General features: G+C 68.7%; 17 protein-coding genes. All 17 read left to right on the forward strand.

Annotated features, from left to right (window positions below; genetic code table 11):
• The first annotated feature begins 1 nt into the window (after position 1).
• Entirely contained in the window at positions 2-1,621 is a 1,620-nt protein-coding gene (locus tag AC3B6A_RS06545) for a methyl-accepting chemotaxis protein (protein ID WP_488401482.1), read from the forward strand.
• Positions 1,596-2,105 (forward strand): chemotaxis protein CheW, encoded by a 510-nt coding sequence (locus AC3B6A_RS06550; RefSeq protein WP_488401483.1) that lies wholly within the window; start codon positions 1,596-1,598, stop codon positions 2,103-2,105. The genes AC3B6A_RS06545 and AC3B6A_RS06550 overlap by 26 nt, the downstream gene beginning before the upstream one ends.
• Positions 2,102-3,331, forward strand: a complete 1,230-nt coding sequence (locus AC3B6A_RS06555; protein ID WP_488401484.1) for a CheR family methyltransferase — start codon at positions 2,102-2,104, stop codon at positions 3,329-3,331. Before AC3B6A_RS06550 ends, AC3B6A_RS06555 begins: the two co-directional genes overlap by 4 nt.
• Positions 3,324-4,010: a chemotaxis protein CheW gene (locus tag AC3B6A_RS06560; protein WP_488401485.1), complete on the forward strand. Its 687-nt coding sequence runs from the start codon at positions 3,324-3,326 to the stop codon at positions 4,008-4,010. The genes AC3B6A_RS06555 and AC3B6A_RS06560 overlap by 8 nt, the downstream gene beginning before the upstream one ends.
• On the forward strand, positions 4,007-6,232 hold the full coding sequence (locus AC3B6A_RS06565) for a hybrid sensor histidine kinase/response regulator (protein WP_488401486.1): 2,226 nt from the start codon (positions 4,007-4,009) through the stop codon (positions 6,230-6,232). Before AC3B6A_RS06560 ends, AC3B6A_RS06565 begins: the two co-directional genes overlap by 4 nt.
• On the forward strand, positions 6,229-7,248 hold the full coding sequence (locus tag AC3B6A_RS06570; RefSeq protein ID WP_488401487.1) for a chemotaxis response regulator protein-glutamate methylesterase: 1,020 nt from the start codon (positions 6,229-6,231) through the stop codon (positions 7,246-7,248). Before AC3B6A_RS06565 ends, AC3B6A_RS06570 begins: the two co-directional genes overlap by 4 nt.
• The gene (locus AC3B6A_RS06575) at positions 7,245-8,267 is read left to right on the forward strand and encodes a diguanylate cyclase domain-containing protein (RefSeq protein ID WP_488401488.1); all 1,023 of its coding nucleotides are present in this window, start codon (positions 7,245-7,247) and stop codon (positions 8,265-8,267) included. The genes AC3B6A_RS06570 and AC3B6A_RS06575 overlap by 4 nt, the downstream gene beginning before the upstream one ends.
• Positions 8,268-8,385: 118 nt before the next feature.
• A protein-coding gene (gene prfB / locus AC3B6A_RS06580) for a peptide chain release factor 2 (RefSeq protein WP_488401489.1) occupies positions 8,386-9,481 on the forward strand; the annotation gives its coding sequence in 2 pieces (ribosomal slippage) (positions 8,386-8,457 and positions 8,459-9,481; 1,095 coding nt in all).
• Positions 9,482-9,595: 114 nt separating this feature from the next.
• Positions 9,596-11,101: a lysine--tRNA ligase gene (gene lysS / locus AC3B6A_RS06585; protein ID WP_488401490.1), complete on the forward strand. Its 1,506-nt coding sequence runs from the start codon at positions 9,596-9,598 to the stop codon at positions 11,099-11,101.
• Between the two features lie 116 nt (positions 11,102-11,217).
• Entirely contained in the window at positions 11,218-12,546 is a 1,329-nt protein-coding gene (locus tag AC3B6A_RS06590; RefSeq protein WP_488401491.1) for an IS4 family transposase, read from the forward strand.
• 369 nt (positions 12,547-12,915) lie between these two features.
• Entirely contained in the window at positions 12,916-13,632 is a 717-nt protein-coding gene (locus tag AC3B6A_RS06595) for a TetR/AcrR family transcriptional regulator (protein WP_488401492.1), read from the forward strand.
• Between the two features lie 105 nt (positions 13,633-13,737).
• Positions 13,738-14,301, forward strand: a complete 564-nt coding sequence (locus AC3B6A_RS06600) for a hypothetical protein (RefSeq protein ID WP_488401493.1) — start codon at positions 13,738-13,740, stop codon at positions 14,299-14,301.
• Positions 14,298-15,602, forward strand: coding sequence for a flavohemoglobin expression-modulating QEGLA motif protein (locus tag AC3B6A_RS06605; protein ID WP_488401494.1), 1,305 nt, complete (start codon positions 14,298-14,300; stop codon positions 15,600-15,602). The genes AC3B6A_RS06600 and AC3B6A_RS06605 overlap by 4 nt, the downstream gene beginning before the upstream one ends.
• A 47-nt stretch (positions 15,603-15,649) precedes the next feature.
• On the forward strand, positions 15,650-16,396 hold the full coding sequence (locus AC3B6A_RS06610; RefSeq protein WP_488401495.1) for a TIGR00266 family protein: 747 nt from the start codon (positions 15,650-15,652) through the stop codon (positions 16,394-16,396).
• A complete protein-coding gene (locus AC3B6A_RS06615; protein ID WP_488401496.1) occupies positions 16,393-17,316 on the forward strand; it encodes an alpha/beta hydrolase in 924 nt (307 codons plus the stop codon). Before AC3B6A_RS06610 ends, AC3B6A_RS06615 begins: the two co-directional genes overlap by 4 nt.
• Complete coding sequence (locus AC3B6A_RS06620; protein WP_488401497.1) at positions 17,313-17,636, forward strand: PA3694 family proteiin; 324 nt, start codon at positions 17,313-17,315, stop codon at positions 17,634-17,636. Before AC3B6A_RS06615 ends, AC3B6A_RS06620 begins: the two co-directional genes overlap by 4 nt.
• A gap of 38 nt (positions 17,637-17,674) precedes the next feature.
• Positions 17,675-18,184: an O-acetyl-ADP-ribose deacetylase gene (locus tag AC3B6A_RS06625; protein WP_488401498.1), complete on the forward strand. Its 510-nt coding sequence runs from the start codon at positions 17,675-17,677 to the stop codon at positions 18,182-18,184.
• The last annotated feature ends 153 nt before the right edge of the window (positions 18,185-18,337 follow it).

An 18,337-nucleotide genomic window follows, 5' to 3' on the forward strand; every position in this document is an offset into this window, starting at 1 on the left:
TGTGAAGAACTGGACTTTACGCCAACGCATCCTGGCCAGCTTTGCCGTGGTCATCGCGATCATGCTGCTGATGGTGGTGATTTCCTACATCCGCCTGCTGGACGTGGAAGACAGCACGGAGCGGGTCAGCCTCGACGCCATGCCGGGCACCTACGCCCTGACCACCATGCGCTCGGCCTGGACCGACAGCTTCCTGATGCTGCAGATGCTGGTCGGCTTGAACGACGACAAGCCGCTCGATGTGGCGGACCGCCAGAGCCTCCACGCCAGCCATGAGGCGCTGCAGGAACGCATCGCCAGGTACGAGGCGACTGTCCATGAGGATCGCGACCGCCAGCTGCTGGAGCGCTTCAAGCAGGAGGCGAAGGCCTACGACGCGCAGCTGGCGCAGGTGCTGGAGCAGTACGGCAAGGACCGTGAAGCGGCGCGTAAGCTGCTGCTGGAGGGCCTGGACCCGGCCTGGGACGCCGGACGCAAGACGCTCAACGAGCTGATCGACCTGAACAAGCAGATCGCCGATACGGCGGCCGCCGACATCGTCACCGAAGTGCAGCGGGCCAAGCTCATCATGCTGGCGTCGCTGCTGCTGGCCATCGTCGTGGCGGGGGTCTGCGGGCTCCTGCTGATGCGCGCCATCACCTCGCCGGTGCGCCAGGTCGTGCACGGGCTGGGCGCGATGGGCGGCGGCGACCTGACCACGCGCCTGGCGCTGGAGCGCAACGACGAGTTCGGCGTGATCGAAACCGGCTTCAACGGCATGGCCGAGGAGCTCAAGGCGCTGGTGGCGCAGGCGCAGCGCACGGCGATCCAGGTCACCACCTCGGTCACCGAGATCGCCGCCACCTCCAAGCAGCAGCAGGCCACCGCCACCGAGACGGCCGCCACCACCACCGAGATCGGCGCCACCTCGCGGGAGATCGCCGCGACGTCGCGCGACCTGGTGCGCACCATGACCGAGGTGTCCTCGGCCGCCGAGCAGACCTCCACCCTGGCCGGCTCCGGCCAGCTGGGCCTGGCGCGCATGGAAGAGACCATGCACCACGTGATGGGCGCCGCCGAGCTGGTCAACGCGAAGCTGGCGATCCTCAACGAGCGCGCCGGCAACATCAACCAGGTGGTCACCACCATCGTCAAGGTGGCCGACCAGACCAACCTGCTCTCGCTCAACGCCGCCATCGAGGCGGAGAAGGCCGGCGAGTACGGCCGCGGCTTCGCCGTGGTGGCCACCGAGGTGCGCCGCCTGGCCGACCAGACCGCCGTGGCCACCTACGACATCGAGCAGATGGTGCGCGAGATCCAGTCCGCCGTGTCCGCCGGGGTGATGGGCATGGACAAGTTCTCCGAGGAAGTGCGCCGCGGCATCTCCGAGGTCGGCCAGGTCGGCGAGCAGCTTTCGCAGATCATCCAGCAGGTGCAGGCGCTGGCGCCGCGCGTGCAGATGGTCAACGAAGGCATGCAGGCCCAGGCCACCGGCGCCGAGCAGATCAACCAGGCGCTGGCGCAGCTGGGCGAGGCCACCGGGCAGACCGTGGAGTCGCTGCGCCAGGCCAGCTTCGCCATCGATGAACTGAACCTGGTGGCCAACGGACTGCGCAATGGCGTCTCCCGCTTCAAGGTCTGAGGCCGCGTCGGCGGGCAGGCTCTACCTGCAGTTCCGCCTCGGCGCCGACCGCTACGCGCTGGACGTGCACGACGTCCTCGAAGTGCTGCCGCTGCCGGCGCTCAAGCGCCTGCCCGAGGCGCCGGCCTGGGTCGCCGGGCTGTACGCCCATCGTGGCGAGCTGCTGCCGGTGCTCGACCTCGGCCAGCTCGCCTGCGGCCGCAGCGCGCCGCGGCGCACCAGCACGCGCCTGGTGCTGGTGCGCTACCGGACGAGCGCCGAGGCGCCCGGGCAGAACCTGGGGCTGATCCTCGAACAGGCCACCCACACCCTGCGCCGCGATCCGGCGGCGTTCCGCGACTATGAGCTGGACAACGGCAGCGCCCGCTACCTCGGCCCGGTGCTGGAGGACGAGCAGGGGCTGCTGCAGCGCGTGCGGGTCGATCAGCTGCTGACCGACGAGGTGCGCGAGCGCCTGCTGCAGGGCGCGGGGAGCGCGGCATGAACGATCCGCGCATCGCCCAGTTGCTCAAGCAGCGCATCGGCCTGGATGCCGAGTCGGTCGGCGAGGCGGTGATCGGCCGCGCCGTGCGCCAGCGCAGCGCCAAGGTCGCCGGGGGCGACGCCGAGCGCTACTGGGAGCGCCTGCAGGCGTCCGCCGAAGAGGTGCAGGCGCTGATCGAGGCGGTGATCGTTCCGGAAACCTGGTTCTTCCGCTACCCGCAGTCGTTCGCCGCGCTGGCCCAGCTGGCCGGCCGCCGCGCCCAGGAACTGGCCGGGGCGCGTCCGCTGCGCCTGCTCAGCCTGCCGTGCTCGTCGGGCGAGGAGCCCTATTCGATGGTCATGGCGCTGCTCGATGCCGGGCTGGCGCCCGCGGCCTTCCAGGTCGACGCGCTGGATGTCAGCCGCGCGGTGCTGGAACGCGCGGAGGAGGGCCGTTACGGGCGCAACTCCTTCCGTGGCGAGGACCTGGGGTTCCGCGACCGGCATTTCACCGGCGAGGACGGCGACCTGCAGATCAGCCGCACGGTGCGGGCGAAGGTGCGCTTCCGCGAGGGCAACCTGCTGGCGCCGGCGCTGCTGGCCGACGAGGCGCCCTATGACTATGTGTTCTGCCGCAACCTGCTGATCTATTTCGACCGCGCGACCCAGGAGCGGGTGGTCGACGTGCTGCGCCGCCTGGCGCGCGAGGACGGCGTGCTGTTCATCGGCCCCGCCGAGGCCAGCCTGCTGTCGCGCCAGGGCTTGCGGGCGCTGGACGTGGCGCAGTCGTTCGCCTTCGCGCTGGGCGGCCAGGCGCCGGCGGCGCGCCCGGCGTTCGCCGCGCCAGCGCCCCGGCCGGCGCGGATGCCGCCCAGACCCGCCGTCGCGCCGGTCCGTCCGTTCCACCTGAAACCACAAGCCCCGCGCCCCGCGCCCGCCGGCGCCAGCCTGGAGGACATCGCCCGCATGGCCGATTCCGGCCGCACCGCCGAGGCGCGCCAGCGTTGCGAAGCGCTGCTCGCCGAGCAGGGCCCTTCCGCCGAGGCCTTCTACTGGCTGGGGCTGCTCAGCGATGCCCAGGGCCAGGAAGCGCAGGCGCAGGGCTATTACCGCAAGGCGCTGTACCTGCAACCCGATCATCAGGAAAGCCTCCTGCACCTGGCCGCGCTGCTCGCCGCCCGGGGCGATGCGGAGGGAGCCCGGCGCCTGCAGGAGCGCGCCGCGCGAGGAGTGAAGCGCGATGCCTGAGCACGATTACGCACTGCAACTGGACGCCCGCGCCGAGCCGGTGGACGACTGCTGGAACCGCATCGGCGTGCGCGGCGACAAGTCCTGCCCGCGCCTCGCCGAGCACATCCATTGCCGCAACTGCCCGGTCCATGCGGCGGCGGCGATCCGCCTGCTGGACCGCTATGCGCTGGGCGACGAATCCCCCGCGCTGGCGCCGGTGGCCGAACAGAAGGCGCCCGAGGACGGCCGCGCCTACCTGATCTTCCGCCTCGGCGACGAGTGGCTGGGGCTGCCGACCCGCGCCCTGGCGGAAGTCGCCTCCGAGTGCGCGGTGCATTCCCTGCCGCACCAGCGCTCGCCGGCGCTGCTGGGCGTGGCCAATGTGCGCGGCACGCTGGTGGCCTGTGTCTCGCTGGGCGAGCTGCTCGGCCTGGCGCGCGGCAGCGGCGCCGGCGACGGCCGGCGCGTGGTGCCGCGCATGCTGATCCTCGAAGCCGTCGCCGGCCCGGTGCTGTCGCCGGTGGACGAGGTGGACGGCATCCATGTGCTGGACGGCGCCGCCGTGGTCGCCGCCTCCGGGCAGGCGCCGGCGGCCGGCGATCGTTTCACCCACGGCGTGTTGCCGTGGCGTGGGCGCAGCGTCCGCCTGCTCGACCCCGAGGCGTTGCTGGACGCCGCCACCCGGAGCCTCGCATGACCCCGGAACAGATGAAGGACGCCTCGATGCTGGAGCTGTTCCGCCTGGAGGCGGAGGCCCAGACCCAGGTGCTCAACCAGGGCCTGCTGGCGCTGGAGCGCAACCCGGCGCTGGCCGACCAGCTGGAAGCCTGCATGCGCGCGGCCCATTCGCTCAAGGGCGCGGCGCGGATCGTCGGGCTGGACGCCGGCGTGCAGGTCGCCCACGTGATGGAGGACTGCCTGGTCGGCGCCCAGGAAGGCCGGCTGCTGCTGGCGCCGGAGCACATCGACGCGCTGCTGGCCGGCACCGACGTCCTGCTGCACATCGCCGATGCCCAGGCCGGGCGCGCCGAGCAGGCCCGGCAGGCGGTCCCGGCGCTGGTGGAGCGCCTGCAGGCGCTGCTCGGCGATCAGGCCCCGCCGGCGCCGCCGGCCCCGCCCGAAACCAGCGTCGAGCCGGCGCCGCGCCCGCGCTCCAGCGACGCCGACGAGGGCGGCGAGCGGGTCCTGCGGGTCACCGCCGAGCGCCTCAACCAACTGCTTGACTATTCCAGCAAGGCGCTGGTGGAGTCCCAGCGCCTGAAGCCGCTGCTTGACGCGCTGCAACGCCTGAAGCGCGTGCAGGCCAGCGCCAGCCGCGTGCTCGACGGCGCCCGCGATGCCGCCGGCGGTGCCAGTCTCGACCCCGAGGCCCAGGCCTACCTGGCCGACGCGCGGCGGCTGGTCGGCGAGTGCCAGCAGTTGCTCGGCGAGCAGATCGCCGAGCTCGACGAATTCAGCTTCAAGGCCGGCCAGCGCGCCCAGTCGCTCTACGACACCGCGCTGGCCTGCCGCATGCGGCCTTTCTCCGACGTGCTCGGCGGGCAGGCGCGGATGGTCCGCGACCTCGGCCGCGCGCTGGGCAAGAGTGTGCGCCTGGAAGTGCAGGGCGCGTCCACCCAGGTCGACCGCGAGGTGCTGGAAAAGCTCGAAGCGCCGCTCACCCACCTGCTGCGCAATGCCGTCGACCACGGCATCGAGTCGCCCGAGGCACGCCGGCAGGCCGGCAAGCCGGAGGAGGGCGGCATCCAGCTGCTGGTCCGCCAGCATGCCGGGATGCTGCTGCTGGAGCTGCGCGACGACGGCGCCGGGGTCGATCTCGATTGCCTGCGCAGCGCCATCGTGCGCCGCCGCCTGTCCACCGAGGAGACGGTGGCGCGGCTGACCGAGGACGAGCTGCTGAGCTTCCTGTTCCTGCCCGGCTTCAGCCTGCGCGAGCAGGTCACCGAGGTCTCCGGCCGTGGCGTCGGCCTGGACGCCGTGCAGCACATGGTGCGCCAGCTGCGCGGCGGCATCCGCATGGAGCAGGCGGGCGGGCAGGGCGCGCGCTTCCACCTGGAGGTGCCGCTGACCCTCTCGGTGGTGCGCAGCCTGGTGGTCACCATCGGCGGCGAGGCCTACGCCTTCCCGCTGGCGCACATCGAGCGCATGCGCCGCCTGGCGCCGGACGAGATCGTCCAGCTCGAAGGCCGCCAGCAGTTCTGGCACGAGGGCCGGCACGTCGGCCTGGTCGCCGCCAGCCAGCTGCTGCAACGCCCCGAGGGCGGCGCCGGCGACGGGGAGATCGCCGTGGTGGTGATCCGCGAGCGCGACACGGCCTATGGCGTGGCGGTGGAGCGCTTCATCGGCGAGCGGACCCTGGTGGTGCTGCCGCTCGATCCGCGCCTGGGCAAGGTGCAGGACGTTTCCGCCGGGGCCCTGCTGGACGACGGCACGCCGGTGCTGATCCTCGACGTCGAGGACATGCTGCGCTCGGTGGAGAAGCTGCTGGCCACCGGCCGCCTGGAACGCATCGACTCCAGCGGCCGGCCGAGCGGCGCGCAGCGCAAGCGCGTGCTGGTGGTGGACGACTCGCTCACCGTGCGCGAGCTGGAGCGCAAGCTGCTGCTGGGCCGGGGCTACGACGTCGCGGTGGCGGTGGACGGCATGGACGGCTGGAACGCGCTGCGTTCGGAGCCGTTCGACCTGGTCGTCACCGACATCGACATGCCGCGCATGGACGGCATCGAGCTGGTCACCCTGATCCGCCGCGACAACCGCCTGCAATCGCTGCCGGTGCTGGTGGTGTCCTACAAGGACCGCGAAGAGGACCGCCGGCGCGGCCTCGACGCCGGCGCCGACTATTATCTGGCCAAGGCCAGTTTCCATGACGAAGCTCTGCTGGACGCGGTGGCCGATTTGATCGGAGAGGCGCAGGGATGAGGATAGGGATAGTCAACGACATGCCCCTGGCGGTGGAGGCGATGCGCCGCGCGCTGGCCCTGGAGCCGGCGCACCGGGTGATCTGGGTCGCCGGCAACGGCGCGGAGGCCATCGAGATGTGCGCCGCGCAGAAGCCCGACGTGGTGCTGATGGACCTGCTGATGCCGGTGATGGACGGCGTCGAGGCGACCCGCCGGATCATGGCCCGCAGCCCCTGCGCGATCATCGTGGTCACCTCCGACCTGGAGCAGAACCTGAGCCGGGTGTTCGACGCCATGGGGCATGGCGCGGTGGATGCGGTGAACACCCCGGCCATCGGCAGCGGCGACCCGGTCGAAGCCGCGCGTCCGCTGTTGCGCAAATTGCAGAACCTGGCCTGGCTCAACGCCCCGCGCGACAGCCGCCCGGCCACCGAGGTGGCGCCGCTGCGCAAGGGCGGCGGCGCGCGCCGGCTGGTCGCCATCGGCTCCTCGGCCGGCGGCCCGGCGGCGCTGGCCGAGCTGTTCGGCAAGCTGCCGGCGAATTTCCCCGCGGCCATCGTGGTGGTGCAGCACGTCGATGAAGTCTTCGCCGCCGGCATGGCCGAGTGGCTCTCGACCCAGGCGCGCATCCCGGTGCGCCTGGCCAGCCAGGGCGAGCCGCCGCAGCCCGGCTGCGTGCTGCTGGCCGGCACCAATCACCATATCCGCCTGCTCAAGAGCGGCGAGCTGGCCTACACCGCCGAGCCGAGCAGCCATATCTACCGTCCGTCCATCGACGTGTTCTTCGACAGCGTGGCGGAGAACTGGAGCGGCGACGCCGTCGGCGTGCTGCTCACCGGCATGGGCCGCGACGGCGCCGAAGGACTCAAGCGCATGCGCGAGCGTGGCTTCCTGACCCTGGCCCAGGACCAGGGCAGCAGTGCCGTCTACGGCATGCCCAAGGCCGCGGCGGCGATCGGCGCCGCCGTGGAGATACGCCCGCTGGGCGACATCGCCCGGCGTCTCGCCGAGGTCTGCGGCCAGGAGCTTTCATGAACCCGACACAGAGTAAGTACCCCGTGAGCATTCCAGGCGAATACGCCGTGATGGTGCTGTTGGTCGACGACCAGCCGATGATCGGCGAAGCCGTGCGCCGCGCCCTCGCGGAAGACCCCAGCATCGACTTCCATTTCTGCTCCGACCCGCAGCAGGCGATCTCCCTGGCGATCCAGATCAAGCCGACGGTGATCATCCAGGACCTGGTGATGCCCGGCGCCGACGGCCTGGCGCTGGTGCGCGACTACCGGACCCACGTGGCGACCCGCGACATCCCGATCATCGTCCTCTCCACCCGCGAGGATGCGACGGTGAAGAGCGCGGCGTTCGCCGCCGGCGCCAACGACTACCTGGTCAAGCTGCCCGACGCCATCGAGCTGGTGGCGCGGGTGCGCTACCACTCGCGCTCCTACCTCGCGCTGCAGCAGCGTGACGAGGCCTACCGCGCCCTGCGCGAAAGCCAGCAGCAGCTGCTGGAGACCAACCTGGTGCTGCAGCGGCTGATGAACTCCGACGGCCTGACCGGGCTGTCCAATCGCCGCCACCTCGACGAGCACCTGGAGCTGGAGTGGCGCCGCGCCCAGCGCGAGCAGAGCCAGCTGTCGATCCTGTTGATCGACGTGGATCACTTCAAGTCCTACAACGACACCTTCGGCCACGTGCAGGGCGACGAGGCGCTGCGCCAGGTGGCGGCGGCGATCCGCGCCAGCTGCAGCCGTCCCTCCGACCTGCCGGCGCGCTACGGCGGCGAGGAGTTCGCCCTGGTGCTGCCGGGCACCTCGCCGGGCGGCGCGCGCCTGCTGGCGGAGAAACTGCGGCGCTCGGTGCAGGACCTGGGGATAGCCCACGAACTGCCGCAGCCCGGCTCGTCGCTGACCGTCAGCATCGGCGTGGCGACGCTGACGCCGCAGGTCGGCGAGCCTTGCCGGCAGTTGATCGAGCTGGCCGACCAGGCGCTCTACAACGCCAAGAACGGCGGCCGCAACCAGGTCTCGATCGCCGATCCGGCGGGCGCCTGAGGCCCGGCCGGCGCCTGGCGACGCTTCGTCGCCAGGCGAAATCGGCTGACGAAAAATCGCTCGGTCAGGGTATACTTGCCGGCTTTTCGATGCCCTTTACCCGTGAGAGATGCCCGCCATGGAAATCCAACCGATCCTCAACAGCATCAAGGACCTCTCCGACCGTACCCAGTCCATTCGGGGGTATCTTTGACTACGATCTGAAACATGATCGTCTGATCGAAGTAAACCGCGAGCTGGAAGACCCGGCGGTCTGGAACAAGCCCGAATACGCCCAGAACCTGGGCCGCGAGCGCGCCACCCTGGCGCAGATCGTCGAGACCCTCGACGAGCTCACCGGCGGCCTGGCCGATTCGCGCGACCTGCTGGACATGGCGGTCGAGGAGAACGACGAGAGCGCCGTCAACGACGTCGCCAGCGAAGTCGGCCGCCTGCGCGAGATCCTCGAGAAGCTGGAGTTCCGCCGCATGTTCAGCGGCGAGATGGACCCGAACAACGCCTACCTGGACATCCAGGCCGGCTCCGGCGGCACCGAGGCCCAGGACTGGGCCAACATGCTGCTGCGCATGTACCTGCGCTGGGCCGACAAGCACGGCTTCAGCGCCGAGATCGTCGAACTGTCCGAGGGTGAAGTCGCCGGCATCAAGGGCGCCACCGTGCACATCAAGGGCGAATACGCCTTCGGCTGGCTGCGCACCGAGATCGGCGTGCACCGCCTGGTGCGCAAGAGCCCGTTCGACTCCGGCAACCGTCGCCACACCTCGTTCACCGCGGTGTTCGCCTCGCCGGAAATCGACGACAACATCGAGATCGAGATCAACCCGGCCGACCTGCGCATCGACACCTACCGCTCCTCCGGCGCGGGCGGTCAGCACGTGAACACCACCGACTCCGCGGTGCGTATCACCCACCTGCCGACCAACACCGTGGTGGCGTGCCAGAACGAGCGCTCCCAGCACGCCAACAAGGACACCGCCATGAAGATGCTGCGGGCCAGGTTGTACGAGCAGGAGATCCAGAAACGCAATGCCGCCTCGCAGGCGCTGGAAGACACCAAGTCCGATATCGGCTGGGGCCACCAGATCCGCTCCTACGTGCTCGACCAGTCGCGCATCAAGGACCTGCGCACCGGCGTGGAACGCAGCGACTGCGACAAGGTGCTCGACGGTGATCTGGACGAGTACCTCGAGGCCAGCCTCAAACAAGGGCTCTGACGCGGAGCCCCTGTAGGAGCGAGCTTGCTCGCGAACCCGCCCGCGAGCTTCGCGGGCAAGCCCGCTCCCACGATCCCCATTGAATGACACAGACGCCAGGCAGATAGAACGACCATGAGCGACCAACTACTCGACCAACACGAACTGCAACAGGAAGAAAACAAGCTGATCGCCCAGCGCAAGGAAAAGCTTGCCGCCGTGCGCGAAGCCCAGGCCATCGCCTTCCCCAACGACTTCCGCCGCGACGCCTACTTCGCGGACCTGCAGAAACAGTACGCCGACAAGACCAAGGAAGAGCTGGAAGCCGCAGCCATCCCGGTCAAGGTCGCCGGTCGCATCATGCTCAACCGCGGTTCCTTCATCGTCCTGCAGGACAGCAGCGACCGCATGCAGGTCTACGTCAACCGCAAGACCCTGCCGGAAGAGACCCTGGCCGACATCAAGACCTGGGACCTGGGCGACATCATCGGCGCCGAAGGCACCCTGGCCCGCTCCGGCAAGGGCGACCTGTACGTCGAGATGACCAGCGTGCGCCTGCTGACCAAGTCGTTGCGCCCGCTGCCGGACAAGCACCACGGCCTGACCGACACCGAGCAGCGCTACCGCCAGCGCTACGTCGACCTGATCGTCAACGAGGAAACCCGCAACACCTTCCGCGTGCGTTCCCAGGTCATCGCCCACATCCGCCGCTTCCTGGCCGAGCGCGGTTTCCTCGAAGTGGAAACCCCGATGCTGCAGACCATCCCCGGCGGCGCGGCGGCCAAGCCGTTCGCAACCCACCACAACGCGCTGGACATGGCCATGTTCCTGCGCATCGCCCCGGAGCTGTACCTCAAGCGCCTGGTGGTCGGTGGCTTCGAGAAGGTCTTCGAGATCAACCGCAACTTCCGCAACGAAGGCGTCTCGACCCGGCACAACCCCGAGTTCACCATGCTCGAGTTCTACCAGGCCTACGCCGACTACGAAGACAACATGGACCTGACCGAGGAGCTGTTCCGCGAGCTGGCCCAGGCCGTGCTCGGCAGCACCGACGTGCCCTACGGCGACAAGGTCTTCCACTTCGGCGAGCCGTTCGCCCGCCTGTCCGTGTTCGACGCCATCCTCAAGTACAATCCGGAACTCACCGCGGCCGACCTGAACGACGTCGAGAAGGCCCGCGAGATCGCCAGGAAGGCCGGCGCCAAGGTCCTCGGCCACGAAGGCCTGGGCAAGCTGCAGGTGATGATTTTCGAGGAGCTGGTCGAGCACAAGCTGGAGCAGCCGCACTTCATCACCCAGTACCCGTTCGAGGTCTCCCCGCTGGCCCGCCGCAACGACAACGACCCGAGCGTCACCGACCGCTTCGAGCTGTTCATCGGTGGCCGCGAGATCGCCAACGCCTACTCCGAGTTGAACGACGCCGAAGACCAGGCCGAGCGCTTCATGCTGCAGGTCAAGGAGAAGGACGCCGGTGACGACGAGGCGATGCACTACGACGCCGACTTCGTCAACGCGCTGGAATACGGCATGCCGCCCACCGCCGGCGAAGGCATCGGCATCGACCGCCTGGTGATGCTGCTGACCAACTCGCCGTCGATCCGCGACGTGATCCTGTTCCCGCACATGCGCCCGCAGGCGTAAGCGCCGGGACCGGTGAAAGAGGCCGCCTTCGGGCGTAATGCTGTTCACTTAAGCATTTGAGCTGTTGCCCGGGCTCCCCGAGAATCCGATGCCAGGTCTCTGGCATCGGATTTTTTATGTCTTTCCAACAGCAATTGCTCGATCTGGGCGAGTTGTTCAACTTCTCGGATCTCAGCACCTTCATCCAGAACATCCCGATCGAGTGGGTGGCGTCGGCACTGGGTCTTTCCGCGCAGGCCACCATCCGACGGCGGCGCCTGCCCAGCGATCAGGTGCTCTGGCTGGTGCTCGGCATGGCCTTGTTCCGCGACGAGCCGGTCCATGAGGTGGCGCGGCGCCTGAACATCTGCGCCCAGGGACTGGCCTCTCACGACCTGCTGGCCCGCAGCGGGGTCACCGAGGCCCGCAAACGGCTAGGGGCCGATCCGGTGGAGTGGCTGTTTCGCCAGACCGGTCACCACTGGGGGCGCGAGCGCTATGACGGTGATACCTGGCAGGGCCTGCAGGTCTTGGCCGTGGACGGTGCGCTCCTGCGCACCCCGGATACCCCCGAGCTACGGGAGCATTTCGGCTCCGGTAATACCGCCACCGACCGCCAGACGCCGTTTCCCATGCTGCGCCTCGTAGCCCTGATGAACGTGCGCTCGCACCTGATTCTGGATGCCCAACTGAGCCCCTACCGGCGCAGTGAAATGCGCCTGGCTGATGCGTTTGTGCAGCAGATTCCCAGCCATTCGGTGACGCTGTTCGACAAGGGATTCTGGAGTGCCAACCTGTTGCTGGGCCTGGCCAGCGGCGACAACCGTCACTGGTTGATTCCGGCCCGCAAGGCGTTGGTCAGCGAGGAGATCGATCGCTACGGCAAAGGGGACCGCCTGCTGCGGATGCGGGTGTCAGCCCAGGCGAGGAAGCGCAATCCGAATCTGCCCTGCTACTGGGAGGTGCGGGAAGTCAGCTACGAGAGACAGGGCAAGGTCAAAACCGTACTGACCTCGCTGCCAGCCGATATCTACAGCGCCAAGGCCATTGCCAATCTGTATCAGGAACGCTGGGAGATCGAACTGGGCTTCCGCGATATCAAGAGCTCCCTGCAACAGAACGCAGTGACCCTGCGCAGTAAGAAAATCGAACTGATCTACCAGGAAGTCTGGGGACTGTTGCTGGCCTACAACATCATTCGCCGCGAGGCGAGCCAGGCCGCAGTGGCCTTTGGCCGTGCTCCCGGCGACATCCGCTTCAAGCCGGTGGCTCACTACATCGCCGTGCAACTGATCGTGATGGCGGCGGCCAACCCGGTTTCCGCGACAGGACGACGCTTATCGGAGTTGCGGGCGGGAATCGGCGGGTTGTTCCTGGATCACCGCCCAAGGCCTTCACGACCCCGGACGGTGAAGATGTCCAAGACCCGCTACCCGGTAGACCGCAAGGCCGCTCCGCTTAAGTGAACAGCATTACGCCTTCGGGCGGCCTTTTTCGTTTTCACGAGCGGCACGTGCGGGGACGCGCCTTTCGTAGGAGCGAGCTTGCTCGCGAACCCGCCTAACGCCGACCCCGCCGGGAAACTGCCGCATTCCGTAGGATGGGTGGAGCTGAGCCGTTGTGCGGAGACGTGCGCCCTGCGCGACGAAATTCACGCCGGCGCCGTGGCCCGGACGCCGTGTAGCACGTCATACACCCAGGGCGGATTTTCCGCCGCCCGCGCTACCCCGCGAGCCTGCGCTGCCCGTGACCGGGCCAGCGCCGCGCGGCGATTGATTCCCCATCGAAAAGCCCGAACAATGCGTCATCAGGCCGCGCCGCCGGAGGTAATGCCAGTGACCCGAGTGTCCCCGCGAGACAGCGCCGCGCAAGTCGCCAGCGCCATCGCCGAAAGTGTCAAGTACCAGGGCCGCAAGGCCAGCCGCCAGGGCAGCGAGCAGCGCCGCCAGGCGATCCTCGACGCCGCGCTGCGGATCATCGTCCGCGACGGCGTGCGCGCCGTGCGCCACCGCGCGGTGGCCGCCGAGGCCAACGTGCCGCTGTCGGCCACCACTTACTACTTCAAGGACATCCAGGACCTCATCACCGACACCTTCGCGCTCTTCGTCGAACGCAGCGCCGAGGCGCTCTCGGCCTTCTGGGCCAGCGTCGAGGGCGACCTGCAGGCGATGGCCGCGAGCCTCGGCCAGGACGATGCGAAGGCGCGCCGCACGCTGACCGACAACATCGTCGAGCTGGCGATCAAGTACGTCTACGTGCAGCTGACCGAGCGCCGCGAGCACCTGCTGGCCGAGCAGGCGTTCCGCCAGGAGGCGCTGCTCAACCCGAGCCTGATGGAACTGGCGCAGCGGCACCGGCGCATTCTCTCCCGGGGCGTCGTGCATTTCTTCGAGGTGCTCGGCTCCCGGCAGCCGGAACAGGATGCCAAGGTGTTGACGGCCATCATCCTGCAGATGGAGTATCAGGGCCTGCTGGACGGGGCCGACCACCTGCGGGTCGATGAGATGCGTGCCATCCTCAGCCGCTACCTCGACCTGGTGATGGGCCTGTAACCACAGCAGCATTGCAACCCCGCCGGCCGGCGGGGTTTTCGTGTCGGAACTCCCGATCGATTTTCCCATCGCATGTGGGAGGCGTCGGGACCTAAGGAGGGCGTGATGAAAGTCTGGCGTGCACTGCTGCTGTTGAGCATCGGCCTGCTCAGTGGCTGCCTGGTGACGTTCAAGGACCCGATTCCGGCCAACGAAGCGGCGCCGGCCCATCTGCTGGGCCAGTGGTCGCGGGTGAACGAGTACGGCGAGGAACAGTTCCTCGAAGTCACCCGTTCCGGCTCCAACCTCTACCGCGCGATCAGCTACCTCGACAGCAAGGACAACACCGACAGCGTCGAGGACTTCGGTTTCACCGTGGCCCGCCACGGCAAGCGCTGGTACCTGTCCGCCGGGCTGCCGAAGAGCATGGGCGGCAACTTCGCCCTGGCCGGCTTCGAGATCACCGACAAGGACGAACTGGTGATCTATAACCTGGATGTCGAACGCGTCCTGCAGGACATGGGCGAAGGCGCGCTGAAGGGGCAGAAGGTGGACACCGAGCAGGGCGCCGGCGCCCTGGTGACCAGCCCGCTGCCCGAGGTGATCGCCTACCTGAACGACCCGGCCAATTCGGACGTGTTCGTCGAAGCCCTGCGCTATTCGCGCGTGACCCCGGGAGAACGGCAATGACGCCGCGGCGCAAGCAGACCTCGCCCACCGAATACCAGCAGATCATCCGCGGCCTGTCCGACCGCATCGTCGAGGCGCAGACGCCGATCCGCGTGCTCGACGCCGTCAAGTGGGACGACGGCATCCGCGACGACTTCCTCAAGGGCCGCGGCAAGCACGCGCCCAAGGTCGACCGCGCCTATTACGACGGGCGCCCGCTGGCCTTCGACGCCAGCGCCAAGAAGCAGGAATTCCAGAACATCGAGCGCGACATCACCCGCCACCTGGGGCAGTTCAACCCGGTCGGGCAGATCATGCGGCGCATGTGCAAGGAATACCGCATGGTCATCCGCATGCTCGAAGCGCGCGGCACCCAGGACTTCGGGCTGATCTCCCAGGAGCTCTACGGCTCGGCTTCCGACGCCTTCCACGCCGGCGACCCGACCCTGGCCGACCTCGGCCTGATGCTCTCGGACTACCTGAACAACATCGCCGACCGTGGCGACCTCAAGGACGAGCCCAAGACGCTCACCGCCGCGCAGGCGGTGGCGATGCTGCAGGAGCGCCTGAACAAGGTGTTCGACGACAAGCAGGACACCATCCGCGTCTTCGAGTCCGACGGTATCGTCGCCGACGCCGCGGCCGGCGCCGACTACATCAAGGTGCGCGCCGACGCGCTGTTCAACGAGCGCGACGTGCGCGCGCTGGAGGTCCACGAGGGCCTGGTGCACGTCGGCACCACCCTCAACGGCCTCAACCAGCCGATCTGCACCTTCCTCGCCAAGGGCCCGCCGTCCTCCACCGTGACCCAGGAGGGCCTGGCGATCCTGATGGAAGTGATCGCCTTCGCCTCCTACCCGACGCGCCTGCGCAAGCTCACCAACCGCACCCGCGCCATCCACATGGCCGAGGAGGGCGCGGATTTCCTCGAGGTGTTCCACTTCTACCGCGAGCAGAGCTACAGCGTGGAGAGCAGCTACCAGAACGCCAGCCGGGTGTTCCGCGGCTCTACGCCTTCCGGCCTGCCGTTCACCAAGGACCTGTCCTACCTCAAGGGCTTCATCCTGATCTACAACTACATCCAGCTCGCCGTGCGCAAGGGCAAGCTGGAGCAGATCCCGCTGCTGTTCTGCGGCAAGGCCACCCTGGAAGACATGCGCACCCTGCGCCAACTGGTGGACGAGGGCCTGGTGGTGCCGCCCAAGTACCTGCCGCCGCAGTTCCGCGACCTCAACGCGCTGTCGGCGTGGATGTGCTTCTCCAACTTCCTCAACCACCTCAGCCTCGACCGCATCGAGGCGGACTACGCCAACATCCTCTGACCGGCGCCGCCCGCAAGGACTCCCACGGGCGGCCAGGAGTGCCCGCAATGCCCAGCCATGACCTCGACTACCGCATCCTCGGCGAATCCATGCAGACCGTGGAGATCGGGCTGGACCCCGGCGAGACGGTGATCGCCGAAGCCGGCGCGCTGAACTACATGACCGGCGGCATCCACTTCACCGCGCGCATGGGCGACGGCTCGGACAGCAGCCTGCTGGGCAAGCTGTGGAGCGCCGGCAAGCGCAAGTTCAGCGGCGAATCGGTGTTCATGACCCACTTCACCAACGAGGGCCAGGGCAAGCAGCAGGTCGCCTTCGCTGCGCCCTATCCGGGCAACGTGGTGCCGGTGCGTCTCGGCGAGGTCGGCGGCAGGCTGATCTGCCAGAAGGACTCCTTCCTCTGCGCGGCCTACGGCACGCGGGTCGGCATCGCCTTCGCCAAGCGCCTGGGCGCCGGCTTCTTCGGCGGCGAAGGCTTCATCCTGCAGAAACTGGAGGGCGACGGGCTGGTGTTCGTCCACGCGGGCGGCACGGTGATCCGCCGCGAGCTGAAGGACGAGACGCTGCGGGTGGACACCGGCTGCCTGGTGGCCTTCACCGATGGCATCGACTACGACGTGCAACTGGCCGGCGGCCTGCGCAGCATGCTGTTCGGCGGCGAGGGCATGCTCCTGACCACCCTCGAAGGCACCGGCACCGTCTGGCTGCAGAGCCTGCCGTTCTCGCGCCTGGCCGAGCGCATCTACAACGCCACCTTTCGCGCCCGCGAAGAGGTGAGGACCGACCGCGAATGAACGCCGTGCGCCTCGTCCTCGCCGCCTGCCTGGCCCTGCTCGCCGGGTGCAGTTCGCTGCTGTTCTACCCCAGCGCCGACGTCACCATCACGCCCACCCGCGCCAGGCTGGACTACCGCGACATCACGCTGACCACCGCCGACGGCGTGAAGCTCGCCGCCTGGTGGCTGCCGGCCAAGGCCGGGGTGCCGGTGAAGGGCACCGTGCTGCAGCTGCACGGCAACGGCGGCAACATGGCCTGGCACCTGGGCGGTACCTGGTGGCTGCCGGAGCAGGGCTACCAGGTGCTGATGGTCGACTACCGCGGCTACGGCCGCTCCGAGGGCACGCCGAGCCTGCCGGCGATCTACCAGGACATCGACGCCGCCTTCGCCTGGCTGGACCAGGCGCCGGACGTGCAGGGCAAGCCGCTGATCCTGCTCGGCCAGAGCCTGGGCGGCGCCCTGGCGGTGCATTACCTGGGGCTGCATCCGCAGCGGCAGAAGCAGCTGCACGCGGTGGTGCTCGACGGCGTGCCGGCCAGCTACCGCGGCGTGGCGCGCTACACCCTGGGCAATGCCTGGCTGACCTGGCCGCTGCAGGTGCCGCTGTCCTGGGTGGTGCCCGACGGCGACAGCGCGATCCGCTCGATCCCGCGACTTTCTGGCGCACCGGTGCTGTTCTTTCACAGCATCGACGATACCATCGTGCCCCTGGACAACGGCCTGAGCCTCTACAAGGCCGCGCCGCCGCCCAAGGTCCTCCAGCTCACCCGCGGCAACCACGTGGAAACCTTCGGCGAACCGGTCTGGCGCGAAGTGATGCTGCGCTTCCTCGACGATCCGCAGCACTTCACCGGCCTGCGCCGGCTGGCCGAAGTCCCGAATTCCTCAACGCCGGAGCCCGCCGCAGCGGACTCCCAAAACCAAGGCAAGCCATGAACCAGAGCAACCCGATTTCCTACATCCTCACCGTCATCGCCACCATCATCGTCTCGGTCGGCACGCTCTGGTACTACGGCTACCTGCACTTCGCCAAACCCGAGGACGCGCTGGAACTGACCCAGTTCACCATGCTCAAGAGCATCCCCGGCCAGGACACCAAGCTCTCTCTGGACCCGGCCGAGCAGCAGGCGCAGTGCATCGACGGCGTGCTGGTGATGTTCGACATGACCCAGAAGGGCCTGACCGGCGTGCTGGTCGACGGCCGCAAGCGCGCCGTACGCTGCATGGGCCAGGATACCCCGCAAGAAACCAAGTGACGGCGGGCCTGCCGTCGCTGAACGAGGGAGGAAGCCGCATGAGCCATCCCGGAATCCGCGTCTGGCAGGGCGACATCACCCGTCTCGACCTCGATGCCATCGTCAACGCCGCCAACGGCTCGCTGCTGGGCGGCGGTGGCGTCGACGGCGCCATCCACCGCGCCGCCGGCCCGGAACTGCTCGCCGCGTGCCGTCCGCTGGGCGGCTGCGGCACCGGCGAAGCGAAGCTCACCGCCGGCTTCCGCCTGCCGGCGCGCTTCGTCATCCACACCGTCGGGCCGGTCTGGCGCGGCGGCGGGCACGGCGAGGCGGAACTGCTCGCCCGCTGCTACCGCAACAGCCTGCAACTGGCCGAGGACCTGAACCTGGCCAGCATCGCCTTCCCGGCCATCAGCACCGGCATCTACCGCTTCCCCGCCGAAGCGGCGGCGCGGATCGCCGTCGACGAGCTGCGCCGCCCGCGCCCGTCGGGCAGTTCGCTGGAGGAGTTGGTGCTGGTGGCGTTCTCCGCCGAGATGGCGGAGCTGTACCGGCGCCTGCTGGGCTGAGCGCTTAGGAGCGGCGCCCCCACAGTCACCGGGAGCCTCGATCGTAGGATGGGTGGAGCTTGCGATACCCATCGGCGTTGTACGCACGGTAATCGATGGGTATCGCTCCGCTCCACGCCATCCTACGGGCAGGCTCCTGGAGGGCCGGGCGTG

The organism is Pseudomonas sp. B12(2026) (genome assembly GCF_057767015.1).